This is a genomic window from Bacillus sp. JJ1532 (assembly GCF_036965085.1).
Lineage (GTDB): Bacteria > Bacillota > Bacilli > Bacillales > Cytobacillaceae > Cytobacillus.
The window spans coordinates 1-26,187 of sequence record NZ_JBALOW010000022.1; the positions used below are offsets into that span (position 1 = coordinate 1).

Here is a 26,187-nt window from a genome sequence, read left to right on the forward strand (position 1 = left end):
AAAAATTCTATCTATAATTCCCAGTTTCATATAATTATCTTTTAATATGATATTAGAAGAATTTACAGAGGAGTTACCAGAGAACACACAAAAAAAAGTAATAAATAGCAAATAAAACATAATATAGGGTATAACAAATATATAGTCAGCTTGATTATATGCTATTCCAATTCCTGAATATAATAAAAATCCTACGCTAAACACTGTTATAATTATTCTATCTTGAATAAATTTACGACTTACAAAGGCAAGAATCAATATAAAAAAAGTTAATAAAACAATCGGTGTAAGTAACCAATAATTTAACTCAAGATCTATCAAATATCCTAACTCTCCTTCCAAACCTCTTTAAATACTTTTTTCATTTGGAGTTCCCAAGTAAAGTTTTTCTTTGCACAGTCTCTCATTATCTCATTAGTTAATTCATTTTGTTTATTTAAATTATAAAAGTCAATTAAATCATTTATATTTATATAACTTTCATCTGCTGGAACTTTTAAGGCAAATGGATAATTATTTTTAATATCTACATCATTATACCCGTAAATAAATGGAATTCCTCTAGCACAGTATTCCCTTGTTTTTAGAACCGCTCCTTCAGTCAATCCAATCCTATGCATTCCTAACGAAGAGACGGCGAGATCACATTTATCAAATAATTCATCAAGTTCATTACCTCTCTTAACACCATGAAAAATAACATTTTTAGATACTCCTAATTTCATTGTAAGACTTTTTAAAGTATTTTCTTCTGATCCTGTACCAACAATGTTAAAAATAACATTATTGCTTTTAATTATATTACTATCTTTTTCTAATCCATGTATTACTCTATCAAATCCGTGCCATATACTAAGATTGGCTACTCCAATAACATTAATTACATTTTCCTTTGTAGATAAATATGTTTTTTTCTTTATTTCCTTTAAATTTATTCCATTTCCAATTGCAATAGTATTAACCCCATAAATTCTTTTGTCTAATGAGTAAGTTACTATCCAATCAACTACAAATTTCACAAACGGAATGGTAGCACCTTCCATCAACCTATTGATTTTATAAAAAAGTAGCTTTCCAAATTGCTTTTCCTGTACATACTTTTTTTCAAGTAATTTTGCTTCCTCTTTGACTGGGTAAGTTGGTAACTCAAATATTATTTTTATGTTATTGTTTTTTATTTTCTTTAAGGCTAATAGAAGGAAAGGGTTCAAATCATTAATTCGAATAAAGATTATGTCGTATTTGTTAGTTTTTGTATTTTTAATAAATTCTTTATAACTTTTAATCCTTGAAACTATACTATTATTGCTGATTGCAATTTTTTCTTTAGACAAATCGGGATATTCAAAAATCAACTCATTATTAATAATATATGAGAATACTACTTCATGACCCAATGACCTCATTGCATTTACTTGACCATTTATTTTCTTAATTACCCCAATTAAAGTAGGGTTTGTGATATTAATACCTGTTATAAACAAAATTCTCATTTTCATTCTACCCTCTTTAGTACGTAAAATTATTTACTATTATTTTCATTCCTTAAAATTGCTAGTGCTTTTTGTGGTATAAGTCCAACAATTAAAGGTTTTAAAATAAAAATTATCTCCAATGGTAAAAGCCCTAACAATAACGGGAAGTGGTTTCTTTAAAGCAGCTCTATTCGATTTCATTCTGCGAAAGTTGAGTTTATTCAATATTAATTTTATTATGGCAGACATAGCAATATTCCATTTCCTTCAAAACATTCTTTAATGAATATTGTCTTATGCGTTCTAAGCTTTCCAATGCAAAGCTGTTTCTTAATAACTCTGAATGATACAAAATATCTATAGATTCAGCAAAACCACTTACATCATTAATTTCCCTAATAAAACCATTTACACCATTCTCCACTAAATCACGATTGCCTCTACAATTAGTAACAATCAGTGGTAAACCAGTAGCCATTGCTTCCATAACATTAACAGGTAATCCTTCCCGTTTAGAAGATGAAACAGCAATATCTGATAACAACAATAATTTGTTTATATCTGTACGATATCCTAAAAACTCAACATTCTCTTCAATCTCTAATTTAATGACTTGCTTCCTATATTGTTCCAATAGCTGTCCAGATCCTGCTAATAAAAGTTTTATATTAGGGATTTTATGTCTTAATAGACTTATAGTATCTATTAATAAATCCTGATGTTTCTCATATCTTAAATCACCAGCAAAAATTATAATAAAGTCATCACTTTTATATCCATATTCCTTCCTTAATTGCTGTTTTAATTCTTGACTTTGTGGTTGAAACTTATTTAAATCTACTCCAACTCCATGTACATTATAAATAACACCATTCATGAATTTTTTTGCAGATAAATAATCTTCCTGATTTATTGTAATTAAAACATCTGTCCATTTTGCTGATATCCACTCAATCGGATAATAGAGTAGCCAGTTTTGAAGGGGAGCTCCTTTAAAAAAATGAAATCCATGGGCAGTATAGATCATTTTTAGGTTTGGAATATTTCGACATGCCATCCTTATTAAAAATGAGGCTACTGGAGTATGTGTATGAACTAAATCATATCCCTCTCTTATTACTAAATTTTTTACTTTTTTATATGCTAATAAGTTTTCCCTTTTTAAAGGAGATCTTTGAAACTCTATTTGATGTATTTTGCAACCCATATTAATTAATTCGTGACTTACTTCTTGAACTATATTAAAAGCAACATCAACTTGATGGCCTTGGGCTATTAACATCCTTATATGGGGAATTAAAAAAGCATTAACTGTATTTGAAATTGTCGTAACATATAATATTTTCATTCCAAATTCCCTACTTCCCAAAATTCATCTTTAAATTGATTTATCATCTAAATAGATAATAAACACAACTGTTTATAGCATTATTTTCAACAAATAAAGCCAATTCACTTAGACAATAAATTTTATACAATTAAAAAATGATTAAAAAGCAGAAGATGACTTCAAGTGGGAAGAACACTTTTTTCATTACTTTTTCAATCAGATAGATTTTTCCTAGATTACACGTAATTTGACCTTCGGAACATGCTATTTTTGCACTTTTTAAATCATTCCATTGTTTGTTTATAATTTTGCCCCAACAGGATTAAGTAAAATAATACTTCCTATAATCTGGCACGAGAACTAAGTTCCTTTCACTCCCTATAATCCCTCTCAAACCGCCAAGCATCCCGACACATGTCAACAATATCTCGTTTAGCCTCCCAGCCCAGTTTCCTTTTTGCTTTCGAAACATCAGCATAGCATGAAGCAATATCCCCAGGTCTCCGATCAACAATTTCATAAGGTATTTTAATACCATTTGCTTCTTCAAAAGCTTGCACAAGCTCTAGGACACTAGTACCTTTTCCTGTCCCTAAGTTATAGGTATGAACTCCCTCGAAAAGATTGTTTAATGCAGCAACATGCCCCTCTGCTAGATCCATGACATGAATATAGTCTCTAACCCCTGTACCATCCACGGTTGGATAGTCATTTCCAAAGACTCTCAATCTCTGGAGCTTACCCTTAGCAACTTGAGAGACATACGGCATAAGGTTATTTGGGATTCCATTTGGTGATTCTCCAATTAATCCGCTTTCATGAGCTCCTACTGGATTGAAGTATCTAAGCAGCGATACTGAGAAGCTAGGATTAGCTTTTGCTATATCAGTAAGAATACGCTCACTCATTGCTTTAGTTTCACCATATGGGTTTGTCGTTGAAAGGAGATCCATACTCTCCTCAAATGGTACTTTATTGTCTCCATAAACAGTAGCCGATGAGCTAAAGACAAACCGCTTAACGTTATATTTCTGACATGCTTTAGCGAGAATCATCGTGCTGACGATATTATTATGATAATAAGCTAGTGGCTTTTCGACTGACTCTCCCACCGCTTTAAGTCCAGCAAAATGAATAACACCATCTATTTCATGATTAGAAAAGATGGTGTTGACTGCTGATTCATCAGTTACATCAATCGGATAAAAAGTTATTTCTTTTTTCGTTATTTGTTCTATCCTTTCTGCCGCTTCAGCTTTACTGTTAGAAAGATTATCAGCAACAATGACTGAATGTCCTGCATCAATCAAAGCAACACTGGTATGTGATCCTATATAGCCGGCACCGCCTGTAACTAGTATATTCATAGTTTAAACACCCACTTTGAATTAATCTTATTGGAGACTGTGAACATCTAGAATTCATAAAAACTTATACATAATTTGACCTTCGGCACGTGCTATTTTTGCACTATTTAAATCATTCCATTGTTCTTTTTCAAATTTTTCCCCACCAGGATTAAGCAAAATGATACTTCCTATAATATTTGTACTATCCCCCCATTGAAGATATGCTTGTTTCCTAAAAATATAGTTACCACGCTTTTCGAATGTTCCAAATACGTACAATGGCTTACCCCAAAAGTGCTTTGTTTTAAAGTGAAATAGATCGTACATTAAAAAAAACGTTTTTAACCTTAATAAAGAACAAAAATACTAAAAAAAAACAACTGAATAATACATTTTAAATCATTAGCATTTTCCCTTCAGAGCTCCACCATTGCTTAAAACAACAATTATTAACATTATTTTATTCATTTTGAATTCCACCCCAGTAATTCTAGTTATGCATAAATTATGTTTGAATAGAATCTTTTTTTTTATACAATCTTTGTTTAATCGCATGTAATATCCTTGCAGGAATAAGACCAACAACCAAAGGTTTAAACACAAATATTATTCCTAATGGGAAAAGAATCTTAAGTGAACGATACCCCTTAAATCTAACAACTGCCTCATCAATTCTATATTTATAGGTTCTCTTACTATAAGCCCTTCTACTCTCATAATATGAAAATAATGGTTCTCTCATATTGAACCCTGTCATATTTAATAAGTACATTCTCATAAATAAATCGTAGTCTTCGCATCTTCTAGTTTCCTTTGCCACATTATAACAAGATGCTTTGATTAACGATTCTTTTCTAAAGATAATTGTAGGATGGTTAAAACATGCTCCATAAAGAAAATCTTTCTTTACAGGTTCAGGTTTTCCCTCTAATACTCCCCATACCCCGTCTTCATCAAACATTAATGTACTACAACTTACAAAATCATATTGAGGGTTCAGTTCAAGAAATTTTAATTGTTTTTCAAATCTATCTGAATGAGATACATCATCTGCATCCATTCTTGCTATATAATCACCCATAGAATGCTCTATACAATTGTTTAATGAGTATGCTAATCCCATATTTTTTTCATTTTTAATTAACTTTATTCTTCTATCTTTTAAAGAATATTGATAAACTATATTATATGTTTCGTCAGTAGAACCATCATCACAAATAATGAATTCCCAATCTTTAAAAGTTTGACTTACTATTGACTCAATTGCTTTTGAAATAGTTTCTTGACTATTAAGTACTCCCATTATTACTGATACTTTTGGCATCATTTCCACCCTCTCTTTCTGGGATTTTTTGTTAAACCTAAACCAAATCCGCCCAAGCTTCATCAGTATCGAAGCTTAATATAAATAATCCTTTGTTTTCATATATTATTTCTTTACTCATTTAATAAATTTCCGTCCTTACATTGATAAAGTTTTCTACTAATATCATCTACAATTTCAATAAACTCTAAATTATTTTTCTTTTTCCAAATTAAAATTTCTTTTTTCATTAATACTTCGTCAATTATAAATTTTTGAGTATACATGTTTAAGTTTGCAATATCTTCATATCGAAATTTTGAAATAATAAAACTATTTTTATCTAACTTTAAATCCTCTACAACCTCAACTATTTGAATTTCTTCAATATTGCTTTCATTGTCTATCATATTTTTTATACTACCAAGAATGTGTTTGATACGGTTATTCCAACCTTTTTTTCTACCTAAAAGTTTTAAATTTATTATTTGGTTATTAACAAACCAATTTATGTTAGATGGTAAGTTATTATTAAGTTTAAAATTAAAGAGAAAGTTATTGTAAGTAGAAACTGTCCATTTTTGTTTATATATTCCCATTCCTTTTGAAAAGTCAAAGATTTTAATTTCTTGTTCTTCTATTAAGTTTTGGAATAATTCCATTAAATGAACGTGTCCAAGTGAAATTTTTGAAAAAGATGGATGAAAACCAGGAATATAATCAATTAGTCTATTATCATCTTTAAATGCAAATAGAAAAGAGATTACCTTATTATCTAAACAAAGAATAGATAGATCAATTTTACTTTTTTTGGCTAACCTTTCAATTAAATTATTATAAAATTCTTTATAATCAGGTTCACTATATCTGCTAGTATTTAATACTTCTTGAAATCTTATCTTATGGATATAAAATGTTTGATCAATCAAATATTTATAATTTCCCCAAGATTCACTATCATTTATCCGTATTAAGCTAACTTCACCTAAATTGTATAATTTTTTACTAAAAGCTTTTAATTCGTTTCTTTTCTTTTTTTTTGGTATTTGACGTTTCAAAAACTCATCCCAATTACCATCTAGATAATTGTAAGGACAGGAATATTGATATCTTTCAATTCCCTTTTCCATTCTTGCTAAATTATGTAGTATTTCATAATCTATAGTTTGATCATTAATATCTTCAAGTTGAATACTAATTGCTTTTTTATCTTTTCTTAAATGGGCAAGCAAATATCTATAAACTACCTGTTCATATCCTTTTTTGGCAGGTATATTAATATAACCATTCATATTACCACCGTAAAACCTAAATATCCGTTTTGAAAATCCTTTAGATTCAAAATATACCAATGGAGCAAAACCTTTTAGCTCCTCATTCTCATAAAAAAGAATTATTTTCTCTTTATATTTTTCCCCAAAATATTTTTTCCACAATAGCATCCAATCGTAATCAAAAAAAACAGTAGTATTATTTTGAAATTGAAATTTTACGATTTCATTTTTACATTGTATTAATGAATCATACTCAACTATGTTCATCTAAAACACTCCTAATTTTTAAGTGCATCGAAAATATTTGATAAATTCATTGTAATTTTTGACAATTCAAACATTACCTGCATTAATGCTGCCGATACTCCTTCTCTATATGAAGGAAAAATAAACAAATTTGTTAAAAATGAAACCATCTATTCATTTTAATTTTGTTTGGTTCTTGTCTATTTATTCCATTTCCATTAAGAAGTTTTCTAGTGTTTTCTTGGAGTAAATTGGAATAGTCTGTTCCAAACTCTTCATTTATTACCTCATAAGCTTCATTCAATTTAAATGAACTCCTTGATAAACGATGTGAATCGGATGCAATAAAATGAGTTAAATGATGTTTAATTAATTGAAGAGAAAACTTCCGTAGCTTCTTTCCTTTATAACCTATTAAACTCGAGGCTGTAATTTGAGTAGCTGCTCCGTTCATTACTAATTGATGTAAAATATCAGGATTCTCCCTAATCTGAACATTTCTTTCGGGGTGAACGATGATAGGAGTGATTCCTTCTAATTGTATATTGAATAAAAGCTTCACAGCATAAGCAGGTACATGAGTATCTGGTAATTCAACTAATAAATATTTATGTTGATTATTTAAAGTCAATATTTTCCCAGCTTTATAATCTTCAAGAAGCTCCCCATAAATTCGGGGCTCTTGACCAGGTAAAATTTTTACTGGGATTTTTTCTTTCCTTAACTTCGAATTTAACTTATTAACCTTTGCAAGTATTTTGTTTCCCTTATTATAATACCGTCCATTTTTGTGATGTGGTGTTGCAAAAATAGTTGTTATTCCTTTACTAGCTGCATGTTTAGCCATTCCTATACTTTCAATAAGGTCTTTTGCTCCATCATCAATACCAGGGAGAATATGACAATGAATATCAATCACCTTCCCCACTCCTCCGCTTTTTATCACATTTTTTAAAGTGTTTAAGATCGAATTGATTAGCTATGATCATCATAGTAATAATAATCTGTATAATTCAACTTAATATTATTGAGAACTGCTCCTAATAATCTCGCATTTACGTTCAGTAATAAAGTTTTGGCCTTTTCTGCATGTTCATATTTTGTTTTCCCACAATTAATAACCAATATCGCTCCATCACATTGATTAGCGAGTATTTGAGCATCAGTTACCGGAAGAATTGGCGGTGTATCAATAATAACCAAATCAAACTGCTCACTAATCGTCTTTAATAATTCGCTCATTGCTTGTGAACTGAGTAATTCAGATGGGCTAGGTGTGATTGGTCCGCTAGTCAATACATACAGGTTTTTAATTCTTGTTTCTTGTATAGCTTCATTTAATGGTATATGTTTAATAATTACAGATGTTAAGCCAAACATATTCTGTTTCTTAAATACATCATGAACCATTGGTTTCCGAAAGTCGGCGTCAATTAACAGTACTTTTTTCCCTTGTTGCGAAAACACAACAGCTAAGTTTGAGGATGTAATAGTCTTACCTTCACCAGGGTTTGATGAAGTGACCATGATAATACGGTTCTCACGATCAATATTAGAATATTCAATGTTTGTCCGAATGGTTCGATATTGCTCAGAAATTGGTGACTTTGGTTTAGAGATTGTGATTATTTTCCTTTTGTTTACTTTTTCTTTCTTTTTAAAAAGTCCCCGAAAATTCCATAGGTTCTTCATCCCCATCTTAAATGATTTTTTTCCTTCATCCTTCTGAAAATAGCTGCCAGCTTGCACTGGTATCGAACCTAGTATTGGAATATCCAAAAAATGCTTAATATCATTCTCTGCCTTTATTGTGTTATCCAAATATTCTAATAGCAGCACTAGACCAATCATAGCTAAGAGACTAACCGTAAAAGCAATGAACATGTTTATAATCGGACTTGGTTTGATTGGTACGCTGCTAGTATCTTCATCTGCCATTGATAAAATGGATACATTGTCTATATTCATAATCACTTTAACTTTATTTTGAAACACATTTGCTATTGTGTTCGCCATCTTTACAGCTTTTTTTAGATCCTTGTCTTGGGTCGTAATGGTCACTACTTGTGAGTTATGTTCACTTGAAACACTAATTTGATTACTTAGTTCTTTTAAAGATGCATTTAAATTCATTTCGTTCTTTACTAAATCTAAAATTGCAGGACTTTTAATAATAACTCGATAAGTATTTATTAACTCTAGATTACCTTGTATATTGATAGCTCCCCCTGACTGTTGATCGGAATTCGTTTGATTGATTAGCAACTGAGTGGAAGTTTCATAAATAGGCGTTAAGTATTTATAGCTTACAATTCCAGTAACAAGAACTGAAAGTGACGTTATTAATACGATTAGTATTATACGTTTTAGTACAATTTTAAAAATATCCTGAATCCTTATACTCTCTCCCATCGAAATGAACCTCCACAAATTTATTAATAAGCCCTTAAATATCATGAACAATCTATTTCATATTAATTTATATATATGCAATAAAAATACTGTTCATCATAGTTAATTATTCGAAGAAGGAAAGGAAAATTTAGTTCAGATTACTTGACCAATTTATAAACACTGAAGCCCTTAATAAAAAGGATGGAGAAAATGTCTCCATCCTTTTTACTAAGGGCTTAAACTTAAACTATTATAAATATATAAAAAATCGCTCCTACAAAAACTCCCACTCATTCAGCGAATCCACTACATAACTAGGCCTCTTTTCATACCTGCCCAGCAATTCCTTCGTCGTTACTCCAGTATGAACGAGCAAAGTATCAAGACCTGCATTCATCCCCGCTAATATGTCGGTATCATAATTATCCCCGACCATAAGGGTATCTTCTTTTTTCGTCCCAAGTACTTGAAGAGCTTGTTCCATAATTATGGATTCTGGCTTTCCGATAAAAATTGGCTTAGTTTGCGTAGAAACAGTAATAACTGATGTTAACGAACCATTGCCTGGCAGAAGCCCTCTCTCTGTCGGGATTGCTATATCTCCATTTGTCGAAATAAAGGTAGCGCCATTTCTGACTGCCAAACAAGCAGTAGCCAGCTTTTCATAAGTAATGGAGCGGTCAATCCCAACGACAACATAATCTGCATTCTCTTCAACAATTGCAAATCCCTTGTCTTGCAGGGCATTCCTTATGCCTTCTTCTCCTACACAATAGACCGAGGCATCCTGCTTCTGTTCATATATGTAATTAGCCGTTGCCATACTGGTTGTAAAAACCTGAGCTTCCGTAGCGGGTATCGTAAATTGGCGGAGCTTTTCTGCCACCTGGGCAGGCGTTCTCGAGGAATTGTTCGTAACAAAAAGATAAGGAAGCCCACGCTCACGAAGCTGCTGAACAAAATCTGCTGCTTCTTTAATCAATTCCGTTCCTCTATACATTGTCCCATCCAGATCAATTAAATAGCCTTTATATTTACCCATATTTCATCACTCCCTACTACAGTGATTCAGCATCATTAATTCCTAAACGCGGAAACTGGACCAAGCTCATGAAGTAAGTATGCTCTGACTTTCTCGGGAAATTGCTTTAAAACGGATAAATGCTTGCTAAATTCCGCCTTGACTTCATCGTGATTTACCTCAGTATAGTTTTGAACAAGCATTTTGCGGTATTTAATAATATGTTTACAGCTTTTGGTTAATTCATTATGAATGACCTTTTCATCATCCAGAATGTCCACAATATCATCATAGCTCCCAGGATCACGCATAATGAATCCATCAATCATGGCATTCCCAACATCGAGAATCGCTTCAATAATTAGCTGGCTTGTCCGTTCCAGTGCAGCTTTTTCAAACTGTGAATTAAGATCTTTTATTTCTTCTAAGAATGCAAATTGCTGTTCTAAAAACACAAGAGTTGTTTCAATTTTTTCCCGATCAACAAAGTACAAATTTCTCACCCTTCTTCCATTACGATAGCTTTAATCCCTTTTCTAGAAAATCTGGACGAGCATAATAATAGCCTTGTGCTAAATCAACTTTATTTCTTGAAAGGACTGAGGCTTCTTCTTTATTTTCGATTCCTTCTGCTACTACTAAAGAACCGGCCTCCTTCGCAATAATTAGTAATCCTTTTAACATTGACTCTTTTACCGAATTTTTATCTATATCCTGAATGACAGAACGATCAATCTTAATAATATCTGGCATGATTTCACTTATAGAGTGCAAGCTTGCGTATCCGGCACCTGTATCATCAATGGCCACACGGAAACCAAGCATTCTCAACACCTTTATATTGTATAAAAAGTTCTCCATCCCTTCAATGGCATCACGCTCTGTGATTTCAAGAGTTATTTGCCTTGGGGAGATATTCTTATACTTTGCAAGCATATTCTTAATATCACGAATAAATCGTTCATGCCCTAATGTTATAGGTGTAAAGTTAATAAAGATATCCTGTGTGCATCCCGTTTTATAAATCTGTTGAAGGGTTTTTTCGAAAACAATCATCTCAAGGTCATATAGCATCCCTGTCTGCCGAGCTATAGAGAAAAGCTGGAGCGGACTTTCCAATACAGAGCCCTTCGGACCGCGGGTCAGCATTTCCCATGCCCTCACCTCACCTGTGGCAATATCTATAATCGGCTGAGCCAGAAGGTATATATCTTTTTGTGCCACTATTCGATTAACCATATACAGCATTTCATTATATTCAGATTGAACTCGCTTCTCTGCCATGGAAAGTGCATGCTGATTTGCTTTTAAAATGGCCTCTTGGATCGAATAATGTCTTTTCTCAATAAACATATAGCCTGTTTCAAACACTGGTTTCGCAAGAGGAACTAGTTCAGCTAGTTTTTTTTCAGAAAGTCTTAGAATTTTTTTCATTTTTTTATCAATATCTGTAACAGAATGACTATCATGGTTAACCTTCATAAACAGTGTCAGACCATCACTTGAATAATCATGAAGAGCCATAATTTCTTCTGACTTTACTTCGTCTTTGATCACATCTTGAAAAGTCAGCTTTAATAATTGAATAAAACCTGTATACCCCTGTTCTCCAAGCTGTTCCGGCAATTCTCGCAAATTTTTAATGTTAAACACAATCACTGCCACTTCATAGCCACCATCAAAAGCTTTACTTACTGCTTTCCTAATTGGGTCACGAATAATAAATTGCGGCGGATAAAACTTAAGCTTATCTTCTGGCAGTAAGATTTTTATCCATTTGTTCAACTGATTGAACCTTATTTTGTTTTGCCGGGGCATGGTCTCATTCCTCTCAGATGCAGCGTCCAAAATTACATATGCCACCATTTTATCACAAAATCCGACCATTTCCTCCAATATTTGAAAGATTAATCGGACAAATTGCCTGATAAACCGTTAGAGAAGCGGTGAGAATTATGATTATTTCTGTTATGATAGAATCAATACGGTTAACTGAAATTTATGTGAATAAAGGAGTATTAAATAATATGGCAGAACGTTTTTTTTTATATGATGATTTGGTAGATACAAAAACACGCTTCGTTAGCTTTATGGGTGATAATCAACGTTTTGATTTGGCTATTGTTCAATCCGATCGCTATTATGGAAAGCATATAGTTCTTGATATTCAAGGAAGCCGTTTTGCAATCATTGGACCTGATGATTTAAAAGAAGAAGGCTATTTAGAGTATGCCTTTAATCTTTCTGAAGAAGACGCTGAGGAATTGCGCTCCTTTCTATATGAATTAATTTAGTAATATGTATTCTCCGGTTTATTATCACCAGATTCACAAATAATAAAGGAGAACCTTAGATGTAAGGTTCTCTTTTTAATTTTTCTATTTTTTAAGGGGTGGTAATTGTTGGATAATAAGGAAGAGCGTGAGTATACGGATTTTACAAATGTTGAAAAGCGAAGGAACTATGTGACGGCAGAGGACTTCCCTGATGGACCATACGGATCCCCATTAAAAAGACATGATCCCGTAGAAAATAAAAGTACTCCCTTTCGCGAAGAACAGCGAAGGTATAGTGCCTTTAATTACGAAAATAAAACCTTACATGAAGACATGCCTCGGCAAATGGAAGGAGCTCATCCTACCCACGATGACCCCGAAAGAAGCACGGAACCGCCGTATGATGATTATCAAAAATAAAGCAGTAGTTAAGCAAAACTTGGCTTAATTGTATAAAAAGGCGATCAGATGATGCCTGATTGCCTTTTCTTTTTTACTTATTTACTTATTTACTTTTTTCGCCACAAAATATGCACAGCCAAAATTGCAAAATTCATACAAGTATTCCGATAATGTACTAATTTTCGTATCAAAGGTGGCTTTCTGATTTTGATCGTCAAAGAAACCCCGCAGCCTTAGCTGGCCATAGCCCCAATCCCCAACAATATAATCATACCGGGTTAAAATATCGCTATATCTGCCTCGAAATGCTTCTTCATTAAAACCATTTCGTATATCTTCAATAACCTCATAGCAAACGTTATTAACACAAATCACATCAATCACCTCAGTTTAAAAACAGCGTCTATCATCCCCATTATATTGGAAATGTTTGTATTCCGAAAGGTATTTCTTACTTTATTTAAATTATAACTGATAGCCCATCAATTTCTAAGAGAAAAAAATAATCGGCTGGTTATTCTATAAGCAAGGAGGTGTTTCACATTAGAAAATCATTGATCATCTTAGGGATATGCGGCCTTACAGCACTAACTGCTTGTCAAAACAACAATATGGCAAATGAAAGCGATGGAATTTACGAAAGAAGCGGCAACACGCTGAATGTAAATACTCAGCGCCCTGAGTTATATAATCAAAATAATAATGGAAACAACGTCAACGGCAGGGATTTTAGGAATACGAATAATAATGGTACAAAAAATAATTTTGGTTATGTCCGTCACCAGAAAAGCCCCGTTGCAGGCGAAAGGGTTTCCAATGTTAATTATGGAACCATCAATAAGGAGCAATTAGCTGATATCATTTCTGGCTACTGTACGGATATTCCAAATGTTGACGATATATCTACACTTGTGACAGATGAAGAAGTGCTGGTCATTTATCATACGGACTCAAATAACCGTAACATGATTGCAGACCAAGTGAAGAAAACAGCTATGTCTGTCGTCCCTAGGTCGTACCATGTATATGTAAGTGATAATACGACTCTGCGCCCTTATGTTGAAAACTTTGCAACGAACAGCCCGAACACAAAAAATGTGAATACCGGCCTAAATAAAGTAATTAAAGAAATGCTAAAATCCCCACAAGGGAAAAAAATGGGTAATGGTGAAAACGAAAATGGAGAATTAAAGGGTGAAGAGAATAACCGTTAAAAAAAAGGGTTCAGTATTGGCTGCTGAACCCTTTTATCTTTTATGCTTCTTTAAGCTCGATTTCTCCCAACTCCTGCTGACGCTTAGCAGCAGCATTTACTTGCTCATCAGCATGGTAAGAAGATCGTACAAGAGGACCAGACTCACAATGACTAAAGCCCTTGCTTAAAGCAATTTCCTTAAACTCTTGGAACTCATCTGGGTGGTAATATTTTACTACTTTCAGATGCTTTTTCGATGGCTGTAAATATTGGCCAATCGTCATAATATCAACATTATGCGCTCTTAAAGCATCCATCGTTTCAATTATTTCCTCTTTCGTTTCTCCAAGACCGATCATTAAGCTGGATTTTGTCGGAATATCTGGCTGCATTTCTTTTGCCCTTTTCAAGAATTCTAATGAGCGGTTATATTGAGCTCGTGCTCTCACTCTCGGAGTAAGACGTTCAACCGTCTCGATATTATGATTTAATATATCTGGACGTGCATCCATCAATGTCTTTAAATTTTCATATACGCCACCCATATCAGACGGCAATACTTCAATAGTAGTGAATGGGTTCTTTCTTCTAATGGCTCTGACTGTTTCAGCAAAAACAGCTGCTCCACCGTCTTTAAGATCATCCCTTGCCACTGCTGTCACAACAACATGCTTTAAGTTCATCAGCACTACGGAATCTGCGACTCTTTCCGGCTCTTGCCAATCCAATTCAGTTGGCAATCCCGTTTTGACCGCACAGAAACGGCAAGCACGTGTACAAGTATCCCCTAGAATCATGAAGGTAGCCGTTCTTCTGACCGCCCAGCATTCATGGATATTCGGACATTTTGCTTCTTCGCATACTGTATGTAAGCTATTTTCCCTCATCATTTTCTTTAAACCGGTATAGTTTTCATTCGTGTTAAGCTTTATTTTCAGCCACTCCGGCTTACGTATGTATTCCTCTTTCGTACTCACTCTCATTCCACTCCCTTTTGTGGCATGGTGCCTGAATTCCTGTATATGATGCAACTGTAACACATGAAAAAGTCTAGGACAAGTTGGAATGTTTTGATTACCATTAATTGATATATATTTATTTCTCCAAAAATCACAAACTAAATAAGCATATGTGTGAGGAAGGGAGGATTACTTTGAGGATTAAATTAGCTGTTATTCTAACATTGCTTTTTTCTTTATTTTCTCCTTGGAACGGTAAGGCTCAGACAGTTGGAAATGAAGTATATAAAAGCCGGATGGAATTATATAAAAGGATTGAAGCTGTCACACACATTCCCTGGTATTATCTTGCCGGAATTGACCAATATGAACGAAATGTAAGGCAGGCTAGAAGAGACATTCCAAAAGCAGAAGGACTAACAGGGATCTATATCAAGCCTGAAGAATGGGCGGGACCGTTAAATCCTAATACATCTGACCCATTTTCCATTCAGTTTTTTAATGGAAAGGGGGTGGATGGCGATGGGGATGGGAAAGCGAGCTTGACGAATGATGATGATGTTCTCTATATGTTTGCTCAACATCTTCTATCGTATGGAAGGGATCATGATAATATCAAAATTGGCTTATGGGATTATTATAAGCGTGATAAAACGGTTAGCATCATTATTGGAAAAGCAAAGCTTTACAAGCATTTTGGAAGATTGAATCTAGATGATCGTGTATTTCCACTCCCATTAAGAAGCCAATATACTTATAAAAACACATGGGGAGCGGCTCGCGGCTGGGGTGGAAGAAGAATTCATGAAGGTACAGATATATTTGCCGGGTACGGGGTTCCTGTTAGGGCAACAGCATATGGAATTGTTGAAATGAAGGGCTGGAATCGATTCGGCGGCTGGCGAATCGGCATTCGGGATATTAACAATAATTATCATTATTTTGCCCATTTAAGTGGTTTTGCGAAGGACTTGAAGCTTGGACAAATTGTCGAGCCAGGGATGTTAATCGGCGGGGTTGGAAGTTCTGGTTATGGACCGCCTGGAACTTCAGGAAAATTCCCGCCACATTTGCATTACGGAATTTACAAAGACAATGGCTTTACAGAATGGTCATTTGATCCGTATCCGCACTTACGATTATGGGAAAGACAAGAACGAAACAGGAAAAAATAAAAAGAGGGGACTGGCTCTCATATGAGCCGGTCCCTTCCCACTATTAATGTCCACCTAAGTAGGCTTTCTTGATTTCTTCGCTGGCCTGCAGCTCGGCGGCTGTACCTGAAACTGTTACACGTCCTGTTTCAATTACGTACGCCCGGTTAGCAATTGATAATGCCATATGTGCGTTTTGTTCTACTAGCAAAACAGTTGTTCCTTCACGGTTAATTTCTTCAATAATTTGGAAGATCGTTTTAACCATTAAAGGAGCAAGTCCCATAGAAGGCTCATCAAGTAAAAGAAGCTTTGGTCTTGCCATTATCGCTCTTCCCATAGCTAGCATTTGCTGCTCACCGCCTGAAAGTGTCCCTGACAACTGTTTTCGACGCTCTCGCAACCGTGGGAAAGTTTCATAAACCTTTTCGATATCCTTATGAATTTCTTTGGAATCTTTTCTTAAAAAAGCTCCTAATTCTAGGTTCTCCTCAACGGTCATGTTTGCAAATACACGGCGCCCCTCTGGCACATGTGAGATTCCCGCCTTAACAATACCCTGAGCAGCCTTGCCGCCAATAGAGTCACCTAAATATTGGATTGTTCCATTTTTCGGCTTTAGAAGTCCGGATAAAGTTTTCAGCAGAGTACTTTTTCCAGCTCCGTTCGCACCAATAAGGGTAACAATTTCCCCCTTATTTACTTCTAAAGAAACACCTTTAAGCGCTTGTATATTCCCATAAAACACGTCAATTTGATCTACTTTAAGCATCTTTTGTAACCTCCTCACCTAAGTAAGCCTCGATGACTTTAGGATGATTACGAATTTCTTCAGGTGTTCCTGCAGCAATAAGCTGCCCATGGTCTAGAACATAAATTCTTTCACAAATACCCATAACTAAATTCATATCATGTTCAATCAATAAAATGGTCAAATCAAATTCATTACGGATAAAAGCAATTAACTCCATGAGTTCATGCGTTTCTTGCGGGTTCATCCCGGCGGCAGGCTCGTCAAGCAATAATAGCTTTGGACCCGCTGCTAAAGCTCTCGCAATTTCCAATCTCCTTTGCTGGCCATAAGGAAGATTTTTTGCCTTTTCATCCTTAAAATTTTCTAATTGAAAAATTTTAAGGAACTCAATTGACTTTTCCTCCATTTCTTTTTCCCCTGAAAAGTGAGAAGGAAGACGGAAAATGGAGCTTACGATTGAGTGCTTTGCTAATGAGTGGTAGGCTACCTTCACATTATCTAGAACAGAAAGCTCATTGAAAAGACGAATATTTTGGAAGGTACGGCTAATTCCTAGACGTGTTACCTTATATGGAGGCAACCCATTTAGACGTTTTCCTTCAAACAGAATGTCTCCTTCTGTTGGCACATAAACACCAGTCAGTAAGTTAAAGCTTGTTGTTTTTCCCGCACCATTCGGTCCAATTAACCCAACTAGCTCACCTTGGTTAATTTCCATGCTAAAACCTTGAACAGCTTTTAATCCGCCAAATTGAATGCCTGCTTCTTTAACCTGAAGTAATGGTGTATTGCCCATGCTAGTTACCTCCTTTCGCACTTTTCCACTTAAATAAATCAGTGATTTCACGTGTTCCCATTAAGCCTTGAGGACGATATAACATCACGATAACTAAGACAAGACTGTACATAATCATCCGAGTTTCCGGGTAATCCTGCAAGAAGGTGGACACTAATGTTAATAATATCGCTGAAATAACCGCTCCTGATAAGCTTCCAAGCCCGCCAAGTACAACAAATATTAAAATATCAAAGGATTTTAAGAATCCGAAGTTTGTTGGCTGAATAATATAGAAGTTATGCGAATACAAACCGCCCGCAATTCCGGCAAAGAAAGAGCCTAGGGCAAACGCGATAACCTTATAATAGGTCGTGTTGATCCCCATTGCATCCGCAGCAATTTCATTCTCACGAACAGAAATACACGCACGTCCATGTCTTGAATTTGTAAAGTTCATGATGACTAAAATCGTTACAAACAGACAGATGAACGTATACGTCCAAGTCGTTAAATGGGAAACCTGCATACCGGCAGCTCCACCAACATAATCAATATTCAGGAATACAATCCTGATTATTTCCGCAAAACCTAAAGTAGCTATCGCCAAATAGTCACCTTTTAAACGAAGGCTCGGAATCCCAACGATAAGTCCTGCTAATGCTGCCATAAGTCCGCCGGCTATTAAAGCAATTGGGAGTGGAAGATGAAGCTTCATCGTAAATATCGCTGAAATATAAGCACCAACTGCCAAAAACCCAGCATGTCCAATCGAAAATTGCCCTGTAATTCCAATAACTAAGTGCAGGCTGACTGCCAAGATGATGTTAATGCCTATAAAGATGAGTGTATTTGAATAAAACGGGTTTAAGATTCCAGCACTAATTAGAAATTGCGCAACTCCGTAGACGATGACCGATAAAATTAAAAATAGCCAAAATCCTTTTGCCTTTTTCATAGATTCTTTCACCTACACTTTCTCTCTAGCATTCTTACCGAAGATGCCCGATGGTCTAAATAATAGGATTAAAATGAGAATAATAAATGCTGCTGCATCTCTCCATAAAGAGAAACCAAAAGCGCTAACAACTGTTTCAACGACTCCAAGCACAAGTCCGCCTACCATCGCCCCCGGTATAATCCCGATTCCCCCTAGAACGGCGGCAACGAATGCTTTTAATCCAGGAATAATTCCCATTAGCGGTTCAATTTTTGTGTAATACACACCAAAAATAACACCTGCTGCTCCTGCCATCGCTGAACCAATAGCAAATGTTGCAGAAATCGTATTGTTTACATTAATCCCCATCAAACGGGCTGCGTCCATATCGTGTGATACTGCACGCATCGCCTTACCAATTTTTGTTTTATGAACAATGAATTGCAAAATTAGCATTAGAATAATAGAAACGGAGAGAATTAATAGAGATTGGCTGCTGATTTGAGCACCAAATACATTAAAGGATTTGTTAGCGAAAACATTTGGATAAGCTTCTGGCTGCGCACCTCGAATGTAGATAACTCCATATTCGATGAGAAGGGAAACCCCGATTGCCGTAATTAAAGCGGCTATTCGAGTTGCATTGCGGAGGCGCTTATAGGCAATTCTCTCAATGAGAACCCCAAAAATCGCACAAACCGTCATAGCGAGTAATAATGCTGGGAAAAATCCTAATCCCCAGCCAGCGATGGCATAGAATCCAATAAACGCACCGATCATAAAAACATCGCCATGCGCAAAGTTAATTAATTTAATAATTCCATAAACCATCGTATAACCTAATGCAATTAATGCATAAATACTGCCGAGTGAAATACCGTTAATTAATTGCTGTAACCATTCCATGAACTCTCACTCCTTTATTAGAAAAGCGTCAGCGCCTTGTCCCTTGAAGGAACGCAGACTAAAAGCGCCACGTCCTGTGGCAACGTCTGCATGACCCGCATCCCGCGGGTCTCAAGCATAAGACAAGCCGACGGGAAGGTTGTAGTTTAACCTTCTTGGCGGATTGGCTTAGGCCCAAGAGCCCCTAAGCGCTGAGCTAGACAATTTAGCAAAGCGCAGGCGCCTTGACAGCTTTTCGACAAAATTTTCATCATTAGGAATGGAAAATGGGAGGATAGGATAATCCCCCCATTTCCTGTGGTTAATCTTAAGGATTAACTTTTGTTTTGAATTTTTGCTTACCATCTACATATTCTAGAACGGATGCTGATTTAATTAAGTGGTGATTTTCGTCAACTGTAATAGTACCAGTAATTAATGCTAAATCTTTTGTAGCAGCAAGAGCATCTTTAATTTTCTCTGAATCAGATGTAGTGCCAGCACGTTTCATTGCATCTACAAGAAGGTATACAGTGTCATAACCAAGTGCGTTAAAAGCATCTGGTGATTTGCCGCTATTTTTGTCTCCGTAAGCTTTAACAAACTTTTGAATCGTTGCGTCTGGGTCTTCAGCAGAGTAGTGGTTAATAATAAAAGTATTATTTAATGCATCTGCACCAGCTAATTCCACTAGCTTAGGAGAATCCCAGCCGTCTGCTCCCATTAATGGAACTGTAATGCCCATTTCTCTAGCTTGCTTAACAATTAGACCTACTTCTTCATAGTATCCAGGAATGAAAATAAATTCTGGATTAGAAGCCTTAATACGAGTTAATGTAGAACGGAAGTCTGTATCCTTAGCAACATATGATTCTTCTGAAACAATTGTACCGCCAGCTGCTTCAAAAGTTTCTTTAAATGAAGCGGCAAGTCCTTTTGCATAATCACTTGCATTGTCAGCAAAGATTGCTGCATTTTTTACCTTAGCATCGTTTAGAGCAAAGTTCGCTGCAACTGTTCCTTGGAATGGGTCGATAAAAGCAGTACGGAATACGAACTCATTTACAGATCCATCTTCACGTACTGTTACAGTTGGGCTTGTACCAGATGGTGAGATAAGAACAGTCTTATTATCGTTAGCAATTTGGGCTTGAGCTACTGTATTACCACTTGTAGCAGCACCGATGATTGCGGTAACTTTATCTTGGCTCGTTAATTTAATAGCAGCGTTTGTTGCTTCAGCTGCATCTGATTTATTATCAACTTTTACAAGTTCAATTTTCTTGCCATCTACACCGCCAGCCGCGTTGATTTCTTCAACCGCAAGCTCCACCCCAGAAGCAATTCCTGAGCCATAAGATGCAACACCACCTGAAAGTTCTAAGTTAGCTCCAATTTTTATTGTATCTCCGTCTTTAGAACTTGAACCGCCTGAACCTGCTTCTTTGCTGCCGCTACAGCCAGCAAGAATACCAGCCATTAATGTTGTAGCCATTAAGACTGATGTGATTTTTTTCTTGAAAACCATTTAGTTTTCCCCCTTTTTTCTATTCTGATTGTTCAATCAATTTGAAACATAGAAAGGTCTTTTGAGCTAGATTAATTAGTTTAAAATAATCTATCTACAACCTCCTATTACGAGTCAGACTATTTTCCCAATTTAAACAAATAGATTAGGAATTAAAATATTTCTGACTATTTGTTTAATATATTGATAGTATATTATTTTTCAATTAGTCTGTCAAAACAATATTTTCTTAATAATATCATTTTTTAAAAATAGTTTTGTTGATTTGTTGATTTTATAGTATTTTTTACTATAAATAAGGTGCTGAAGCGCTAAATTTTTATAGCCAAAAAAGACCTTTCCATATCCGGTAAGGTCTTTATAAATATTATTCAATTTACAACGCAAGGTTTTTCTGTTTTTTCGGCAACTAAAATCTCCTTAACAGAATGATAAATTTTTGTATGTGAATCAGCTATTAAAAAAATTGCTGATTCAACCTACAGGAACTCTTAAATTTGGCATCTCTACCTCACCCGGACTTGAGATGGTTTAGTAGATTGTCTCTACAAATATATCAAAATAGCATCTCTGTTTCGAGTTGATTAATTAAAAGCAGTATCACAGCTAATAATAATTACGTTCAACTCCTGCTTTAAATCAATCTCATAAGGAATTACTTTTTCACCATGATGCTCCATGATTCTAATATGAGGGCGGTCGCCTAATCCAGTATTTTGGCTGGAAACAATTCCTTTTCGTCCATCATTTAGAACGACCGATAAACCAACTGGATAAATAGCAACCGCTAGTCGAAAGGCTTCAATCACCTTTTGATCAAATAATGCCCCCGAACCAGCATAAAGGATTTCGAGCGCTTCACTTGGGAGCATCGCTTTTCTATAAACTCGATTAGAGGTGACTGCATCAAACACATCTGCTACAGCAATTATTTTTCCAAAATAATGAATGTCCGGTCCTAGCAAACCTCTTGGATAACCTGTCCCATTCATTCGTTCATGATGCTGATAGGCACAATGCGCTACTAATAGCGGGATGGTATGTACCTTTCTTAAAATTTCAAATCCTTCCTCTGCGTGCTTTTTAATAGTCTCATACTCATGATCCGAGAGCTTTTCAGGTTTCAAGAGGATTTCTAACGGGACTTTGAGCTTTCCAATATCATGGAAAATCGCCCCAAGACCTAAAGTTTCAAGCTCCTTAGTCGTTAGCTTTAATTCCATTCCAATCGCTAAGGAATAAAGAGTGACATTTAATGAATGGATAAATATATAATTATCATGTGTAAATGCATCTGAAAGAAGATTAAGTAATTCCTTTTTCTCCTTTATTTCTGTTAAAAGACTACGGATGATGCCAGATAATCGCTTTGATGCCTTGTCAACAACATATGAACCTGTAAGGCTCGGGTCTCTTTGAATTTCCTCAAACGTGCTGCTGATCGTTTGAATAGCTTCCAGACGTATAGTATCTGATATGCTTCCGTTATACTCTATATCCTCTGTTCCGTTTTCTTTAATAAAAATATAACTAATGCCTAAATCCTGAAGGCGCTGAATCAATGATTCTTTTAATGTTATTCCTTCATTTAATAATACTTGACCCTTTTCATTGTAAATAGCTTTTGCAAGGACTGTACCGGCCTCGACTGAAGTTGTTGTGACTAGTCTCATGAAATACACCTTTTCATTGTGAAGTTCCATTATCTTGCATGTATTATTAGAATATTTTTCTACTTTTTGCGACATTTTTCCTATTATTTCTACATTAACCTTTCAAGTACAGATATTTCAACCTACAAAGGTCCCTTTTTTTTATAAAAAAACGGGAGCTAGTTCATAAATTAGTCAAAAAAGAGGCACCCTCAACAGGATGCCTAAATCATCTTCAATAGTGCTTCTCTTCCAACCATCCCTTTATGGATGCCTAAAGCTTCGGCTTCATATGTGACTGATTCAAGTGGGGCATTAAGAAGCTGATCGATTGTTTTCACACCTACTGCTCTTCCTGCAATGACTTTCCGGTCTTTAAGCTTCTCATTTAATAATGCGACATCAAGAGCACCGCACATAATATATCCTTTTTCGTTTGTCACAACAAGTAAATTTGTTTTTGGCAACTGCACCGAGACACCTAGAAATGAGTGTCCCTGAATGTCTATCGGCTTTAAATCAATCAATGAAATAAACACTCCTTTCCCTTCCCATAACAAAGTATGCACGGCTAAGGGAAAGCGTGTATTAATTGCTAGACTAGTTTGTGGAAAAAATTTACTTGGCGGTCAGCTAAAAAAGGTTTAATTGACGTGGGGCTAAGTCCTTATATTCTATATTCAATAAATCAATTAGCTGCAAGGCATTGTCCGCTGCGTCTCCGCCAGAATTATTATTAAAAACGACATATACCTTTTTGCAGGCTTCTTCCAAATTCTTGAGGTGCTTAACCCATTCAGAAAGCTCTTGATGGCTATAGCGATATAAATATCTGACTTCCCGCCAGTTATCAGCATTTTTCTTAAGCCAGCCGTGAACATTCCTGCCATGAAAGCGAATGAGCACTTTCTCATTATTAGCCGTTTCTAACACAGTTGGTACAGAGCCCTCTCCAGCCTGAGGTTCATCACAAATAGAATGGATCCAATTTTCTTCCTTGATAAATTGAATCGTTTTTTCCTTGTACTCGGGTTTAAACCATGACTGGTGCCTGAATTCTAGTGCACATGGGAGATCCCCCATCTTTTCTTTACACCAGCGCAAATAGTCTACATTCTGCTTCCTACAGTCGAACCAAGGAGGAAATTGAAAAAGGATCATCGCTAATTTATTTCCTTCTATATATGGCTGTAAAGAGTCTTTAAAAGCGGCAAACATTTCATCCTTATCTTGAAAAGGAATTTCCCCTCTTTCATGACCAGTCATTCCCTGGTAAGCTTTAACAATAAACTGAAAAGTATCAGGAGTATTTTTCACCCATCTCTCTGAATTTCTTTTTGGCTGTATGGCATAGAATGATGCATCCACTTCCACTGTAGGAAAATAACCGCTATATTCCTTTAATTTATCCCGTGGAGAAATATTTTGAGTATATAAGCTATCATGATCTCCCCATCCTGTTAAACCGATTAGAATCATAGGGGCACCTCCTTGTGAACATATTAGCATACTTGAACTGTTTCTTTCCTATTTTAGTAAATGAACAAGCTTTGTTTTTACCGTTAAGGCTTCCTTTTATCTTTTTCGGTAAATGAACAGGCTTTGCTTTTACCGTTTGGGCTTCCTTTTTTCCTTTTCGGTTAATGAACAAGCTTTACTATTACCGTTTGGACTCCCTTTTTTCCTTTTTGGTAAATGAACAAGCTTTGCTTTTACCATTTGGGTTCCCTTTTTTTCCTTTGCGGTAAATGAACAAGCTTCCCTTTTACCATTTGGGCTCACTTTTGACCCTTTCGGTAAATGTATAAGCATTCTTTACTAGGAGTTAAAAAAATCCGCCTGCCAATGAAGACAAGCGGATTTTCGTATTATATTAACCGATAGAACCTTCCATCTCGAACTTAATCAAGCGGTTCATTTCAACAGCGTATTCCATTGGAAGCTCTTTCGTAAATGGCTCGATGAAGCCCATTACGATCATTTCTGTTGCTTCTTCCTCGGAAATGCCGCGGCTCATAAGGTAGAATAATTGCTCTTCAGAAACTTTGGAAACCTTCGCTTCGTGCTCTAAAGAGATGTTATCATTCATGATTTCATTATATGGAATTGTATCAGAAGTTGATTGATTATCCATGATTAACGTATCACACTCGATATTGGCACGCGCTCCATCCGCTTTACGACCGAATTGGACGATTCCGCGGTATGTTACTTTACCGCCTTGCTTAGAGATCGATTTCGATACGATCGTAGAAGAAGTGTTAGGTGCAAGGTGAATCATTTTTGCCCCTGCGTCCTGGTGCTGACCTTTACCTGCTAATGCGATGGAAAGAGTCATACCGCGAGCGCCTTCTCCTTTTAAAATAACAGCTGGGTATTTCATTGTTAATTTAGAACCGATATTGCCGTCGATCCATTCCATTGTTGCGTTCGCTTCACAAACAGCCCGCTTAGTAACAAGGTTATATACGTTGTTAGCCCAGTTTTGGATCGTTGTATAGCGGCAATATGCATCCTTCTTAATGATGATTTCTACAACTGCACTGTGAAGAGAGTTAGTTGTATAAACCGGAGCTGTACAGCCTTCTACATAGTGAACATGTGCGCCTTCATCAACAATAATTAATGTACGCTCAAATTGCCCCATGTTTTCAGAGTTGATGCGGAAATAAGCCTGTAATGGCGTTTCAACCTTAATTCCTTTTGGAACGTAGATGAAGGAACCGCCAGACCAAACAGCAGAGTTTAGTGCAGCAAACTTATTGTCTGTTGGAGGAATAACCTTCGCCCAGTGCTCACGGAAAATATCTTCATTTTCACGAAGAGCAGAATCTGTATCTTTAAATACGATTCCTTGTGCTACAAGATCTTCCTGCATGTTATGGTAAACAACCTCTGATTCGTATTGAGCAGAAACCCCTGCTAAATACTTTTGTTCTGCTTCTGGAATACCAAGCTTATCAAACGTTTGCTTGATTTCTTCAGGAACTTCATCCCAAGAACGCTCTGTTTTCTCAGATGGTTTTACATAGTACGTAATTTCATCAAAGTTTAATGACGCTAAATCTCCGCCCCACTGCGGCATTGGCATGCTGTAGAAATGCTCTAAAGATTTCAAACGGAAGTCAAGCATCCATTGTGGCTCTTCCTTCATCTTAGAGATTTCTTCAACAATTTCTTTAGTCAGTCCGCGTTTTGATCGGAAAATGGAAACGTCTTTGTCGGCAAAACCATATTTATAATCGCCGATTTCAGGCATCTTTTTTGCCATCGTC

27 protein-coding genes and 1 pseudogene are annotated in these 26,187 nt (G+C 35.6%); 4 read left to right on the forward strand and 24 right to left on the reverse strand.

The window, feature by feature from the left end; translation table 11 throughout:
* The 13 genes and pseudogenes from V7122_RS09550 to V7122_RS09610 form a co-directional block, all read right to left on the reverse strand.
* Positions 1 to 321 (reverse strand): hypothetical protein (locus tag V7122_RS09550; RefSeq protein ID WP_335526445.1); only part of this gene is annotated, 321 nt, incomplete at its 3' end.
* Between the two features lie 5 nt (positions 322 to 326).
* On the reverse strand, positions 327 to 1,499 hold the full coding sequence (locus tag V7122_RS09555) for a glycosyltransferase (RefSeq protein ID WP_335526447.1): 1,173 nt from the start codon (positions 1,497 to 1,499) through the stop codon (positions 327 to 329).
* A gap of 193 nt (positions 1,500 to 1,692) precedes the next feature.
* Positions 1,693 to 2,823 carry a glycosyltransferase family 4 protein gene (locus tag V7122_RS09560; protein WP_335526449.1) on the reverse strand — a complete coding sequence of 377 codons (1,131 nt, stop codon included), beginning with the start codon at positions 2,821 to 2,823 and terminating at the stop codon, positions 1,693 to 1,695.
* Positions 2,824 to 3,176: 353 nt separating this feature from the next.
* Positions 3,177 to 4,172, reverse strand: coding sequence for a UDP-glucose 4-epimerase GalE (galE, locus tag V7122_RS09565; RefSeq protein ID WP_335526452.1), 996 nt, complete (start codon positions 4,170 to 4,172; stop codon positions 3,177 to 3,179).
* Between the two features lie 54 nt (positions 4,173 to 4,226).
* Positions 4,227 to 4,433, reverse strand: a complete 207-nt coding sequence (locus tag V7122_RS09570) for a hypothetical protein (protein WP_335526454.1) — start codon at positions 4,431 to 4,433, stop codon at positions 4,227 to 4,229.
* 226 nt (positions 4,434 to 4,659) lie between these two features.
* Positions 4,660 to 5,481, reverse strand: a complete 822-nt coding sequence (locus V7122_RS09575) for a glycosyltransferase family 2 protein (protein ID WP_335526456.1) — start codon at positions 5,479 to 5,481, stop codon at positions 4,660 to 4,662.
* Positions 5,482 to 5,591: 110 nt separating this feature from the next.
* Entirely contained in the window at positions 5,592 to 6,998 is a 1,407-nt protein-coding gene (locus V7122_RS09580; RefSeq protein WP_335526457.1) for a GNAT family N-acetyltransferase, read from the reverse strand.
* Positions 6,999 to 7,131: 133 nt separating this feature from the next.
* Positions 7,132 to 7,896: a tyrosine-protein phosphatase gene (locus tag V7122_RS09585; RefSeq protein WP_335526459.1), complete on the reverse strand. Its 765-nt coding sequence runs from the start codon at positions 7,894 to 7,896 to the stop codon at positions 7,132 to 7,134.
* Between the two features lie 56 nt (positions 7,897 to 7,952).
* Positions 7,953 to 8,669, reverse strand: a complete 717-nt coding sequence (locus V7122_RS09590) for a CpsD/CapB family tyrosine-protein kinase (protein ID WP_335347125.1) — start codon at positions 8,667 to 8,669, stop codon at positions 7,953 to 7,955.
* 453 nt (positions 8,670 to 9,122) lie between these two features.
* Positions 9,123 to 9,434, reverse strand: a pseudogene (locus V7122_RS09595) (Wzz/FepE/Etk N-terminal domain-containing protein); the annotation flags it as partial.
* Positions 9,435 to 9,645: 211 nt separating this feature from the next.
* Positions 9,646 to 10,413, reverse strand: coding sequence for a TIGR01457 family HAD-type hydrolase (locus tag V7122_RS09600; protein ID WP_335347121.1), 768 nt, complete (start codon positions 10,411 to 10,413; stop codon positions 9,646 to 9,648).
* Between the two features lie 35 nt (positions 10,414 to 10,448).
* Entirely contained in the window at positions 10,449 to 10,886 is a 438-nt protein-coding gene (gene hepT, locus V7122_RS09605; RefSeq protein WP_335347120.1) for a type VII toxin-antitoxin system HepT family RNase toxin, read from the reverse strand.
* A gap of 19 nt (positions 10,887 to 10,905) precedes the next feature.
* Complete coding sequence (locus V7122_RS09610; protein ID WP_335526462.1) at positions 10,906 to 12,279, reverse strand: EAL domain-containing protein; 1,374 nt, start codon at positions 12,277 to 12,279, stop codon at positions 10,906 to 10,908.
* 140 nt (positions 12,280 to 12,419) lie between these two features.
* Here V7122_RS09610 and V7122_RS09615 point away from each other — a divergent pair, with 140 nt between their 5' ends.
* Both V7122_RS09615 and V7122_RS09620 read left to right on the forward strand, forming a co-directional pair.
* Positions 12,420 to 12,686: a DUF3055 domain-containing protein gene (locus tag V7122_RS09615; RefSeq protein ID WP_335347118.1), complete on the forward strand. Its 267-nt coding sequence runs from the start codon at positions 12,420 to 12,422 to the stop codon at positions 12,684 to 12,686.
* Positions 12,687 to 12,794: 108 nt separating this feature from the next.
* A complete protein-coding gene (locus V7122_RS09620; protein WP_335347117.1) occupies positions 12,795 to 13,088 on the forward strand; it encodes a cytosolic protein in 294 nt (97 codons plus the stop codon).
* 81 nt (positions 13,089 to 13,169) lie between these two features.
* On the opposite strand, the gene V7122_RS09625 is transcribed toward V7122_RS09620, so the two are convergent.
* Positions 13,170 to 13,445: a YutD family protein gene (locus V7122_RS09625; protein ID WP_335347116.1), complete on the reverse strand. Its 276-nt coding sequence runs from the start codon at positions 13,443 to 13,445 to the stop codon at positions 13,170 to 13,172.
* Positions 13,446 to 13,612: 167 nt separating this feature from the next.
* Between V7122_RS09625 and V7122_RS09630 the strand changes: the two genes are divergently transcribed.
* Entirely contained in the window at positions 13,613 to 14,284 is a 672-nt protein-coding gene (locus V7122_RS09630) for a YhcN/YlaJ family sporulation lipoprotein (RefSeq protein ID WP_438824129.1), read from the forward strand.
* A 40-nt stretch (positions 14,285 to 14,324) separates the two neighbouring features.
* On the opposite strand, the gene lipA is transcribed toward V7122_RS09630, so the two are convergent.
* Positions 14,325 to 15,248: a lipoyl synthase gene (lipA, locus tag V7122_RS09635; RefSeq protein ID WP_438824049.1), complete on the reverse strand. Its 924-nt coding sequence runs from the start codon at positions 15,246 to 15,248 to the stop codon at positions 14,325 to 14,327.
* A 146-nt stretch (positions 15,249 to 15,394) separates the two neighbouring features.
* Here lipA and V7122_RS09640 point away from each other — a divergent pair, with 146 nt between their 5' ends.
* Positions 15,395 to 16,399 (forward strand): M23 family metallopeptidase, encoded by a 1,005-nt coding sequence (locus V7122_RS09640; protein ID WP_438824777.1) that lies wholly within the window; start codon positions 15,395 to 15,397, stop codon positions 16,397 to 16,399.
* Between the two features lie 43 nt (positions 16,400 to 16,442).
* Here the strand turns inward: V7122_RS09640 and V7122_RS09645 are convergent, their stop codons facing one another.
* The 9 genes from V7122_RS09645 to sufB form a co-directional block, all read right to left on the reverse strand.
* A complete protein-coding gene (locus V7122_RS09645; protein WP_335353421.1) occupies positions 16,443 to 17,150 on the reverse strand; it encodes an ABC transporter ATP-binding protein in 708 nt (235 codons plus the stop codon).
* Positions 17,143 to 17,928, reverse strand: coding sequence for an ABC transporter ATP-binding protein (locus V7122_RS09650; protein ID WP_335347112.1), 786 nt, complete (start codon positions 17,926 to 17,928; stop codon positions 17,143 to 17,145). Before V7122_RS09650 ends, V7122_RS09645 begins: the two co-directional genes overlap by 8 nt.
* A 1-nt stretch (position 17,929) precedes the next feature.
* Positions 17,930 to 18,865, reverse strand: a complete 936-nt coding sequence (locus V7122_RS09655) for a branched-chain amino acid ABC transporter permease (protein ID WP_335347111.1) — start codon at positions 18,863 to 18,865, stop codon at positions 17,930 to 17,932.
* A gap of 12 nt (positions 18,866 to 18,877) precedes the next feature.
* The gene (locus V7122_RS09660) at positions 18,878 to 19,753 is read right to left on the reverse strand and encodes a branched-chain amino acid ABC transporter permease (RefSeq protein WP_335353422.1); all 876 of its coding nucleotides are present in this window, start codon (positions 19,751 to 19,753) and stop codon (positions 18,878 to 18,880) included.
* Positions 19,754 to 20,060: 307 nt separating this feature from the next.
* Positions 20,061 to 21,260 carry an ABC transporter substrate-binding protein gene (locus V7122_RS09665; RefSeq protein ID WP_335347109.1) on the reverse strand — a complete coding sequence of 400 codons (1,200 nt, stop codon included), beginning with the start codon at positions 21,258 to 21,260 and terminating at the stop codon, positions 20,061 to 20,063.
* Positions 21,261 to 21,844: 584 nt separating this feature from the next.
* Positions 21,845 to 22,933 carry an HD-GYP domain-containing protein gene (locus V7122_RS09670; protein ID WP_335345706.1) on the reverse strand — a complete coding sequence of 363 codons (1,089 nt, stop codon included), beginning with the start codon at positions 22,931 to 22,933 and terminating at the stop codon, positions 21,845 to 21,847.
* A 203-nt stretch (positions 22,934 to 23,136) separates the two neighbouring features.
* The gene (locus V7122_RS09675) at positions 23,137 to 23,439 is read right to left on the reverse strand and encodes a YunC family protein (RefSeq protein WP_335354165.1); all 303 of its coding nucleotides are present in this window, start codon (positions 23,437 to 23,439) and stop codon (positions 23,137 to 23,139) included.
* A gap of 106 nt (positions 23,440 to 23,545) precedes the next feature.
* A complete protein-coding gene (locus V7122_RS09680; protein ID WP_335354162.1) occupies positions 23,546 to 24,391 on the reverse strand; it encodes a DUF72 domain-containing protein in 846 nt (281 codons plus the stop codon).
* A gap of 394 nt (positions 24,392 to 24,785) precedes the next feature.
* On the reverse strand, positions 24,786 to 26,183 hold the full coding sequence (gene sufB, locus V7122_RS09685) for a Fe-S cluster assembly protein SufB (protein ID WP_066291271.1): 1,398 nt from the start codon (positions 26,181 to 26,183) through the stop codon (positions 24,786 to 24,788).
* Between the last annotated feature and the right edge of the window lie 4 nt (positions 26,184 to 26,187).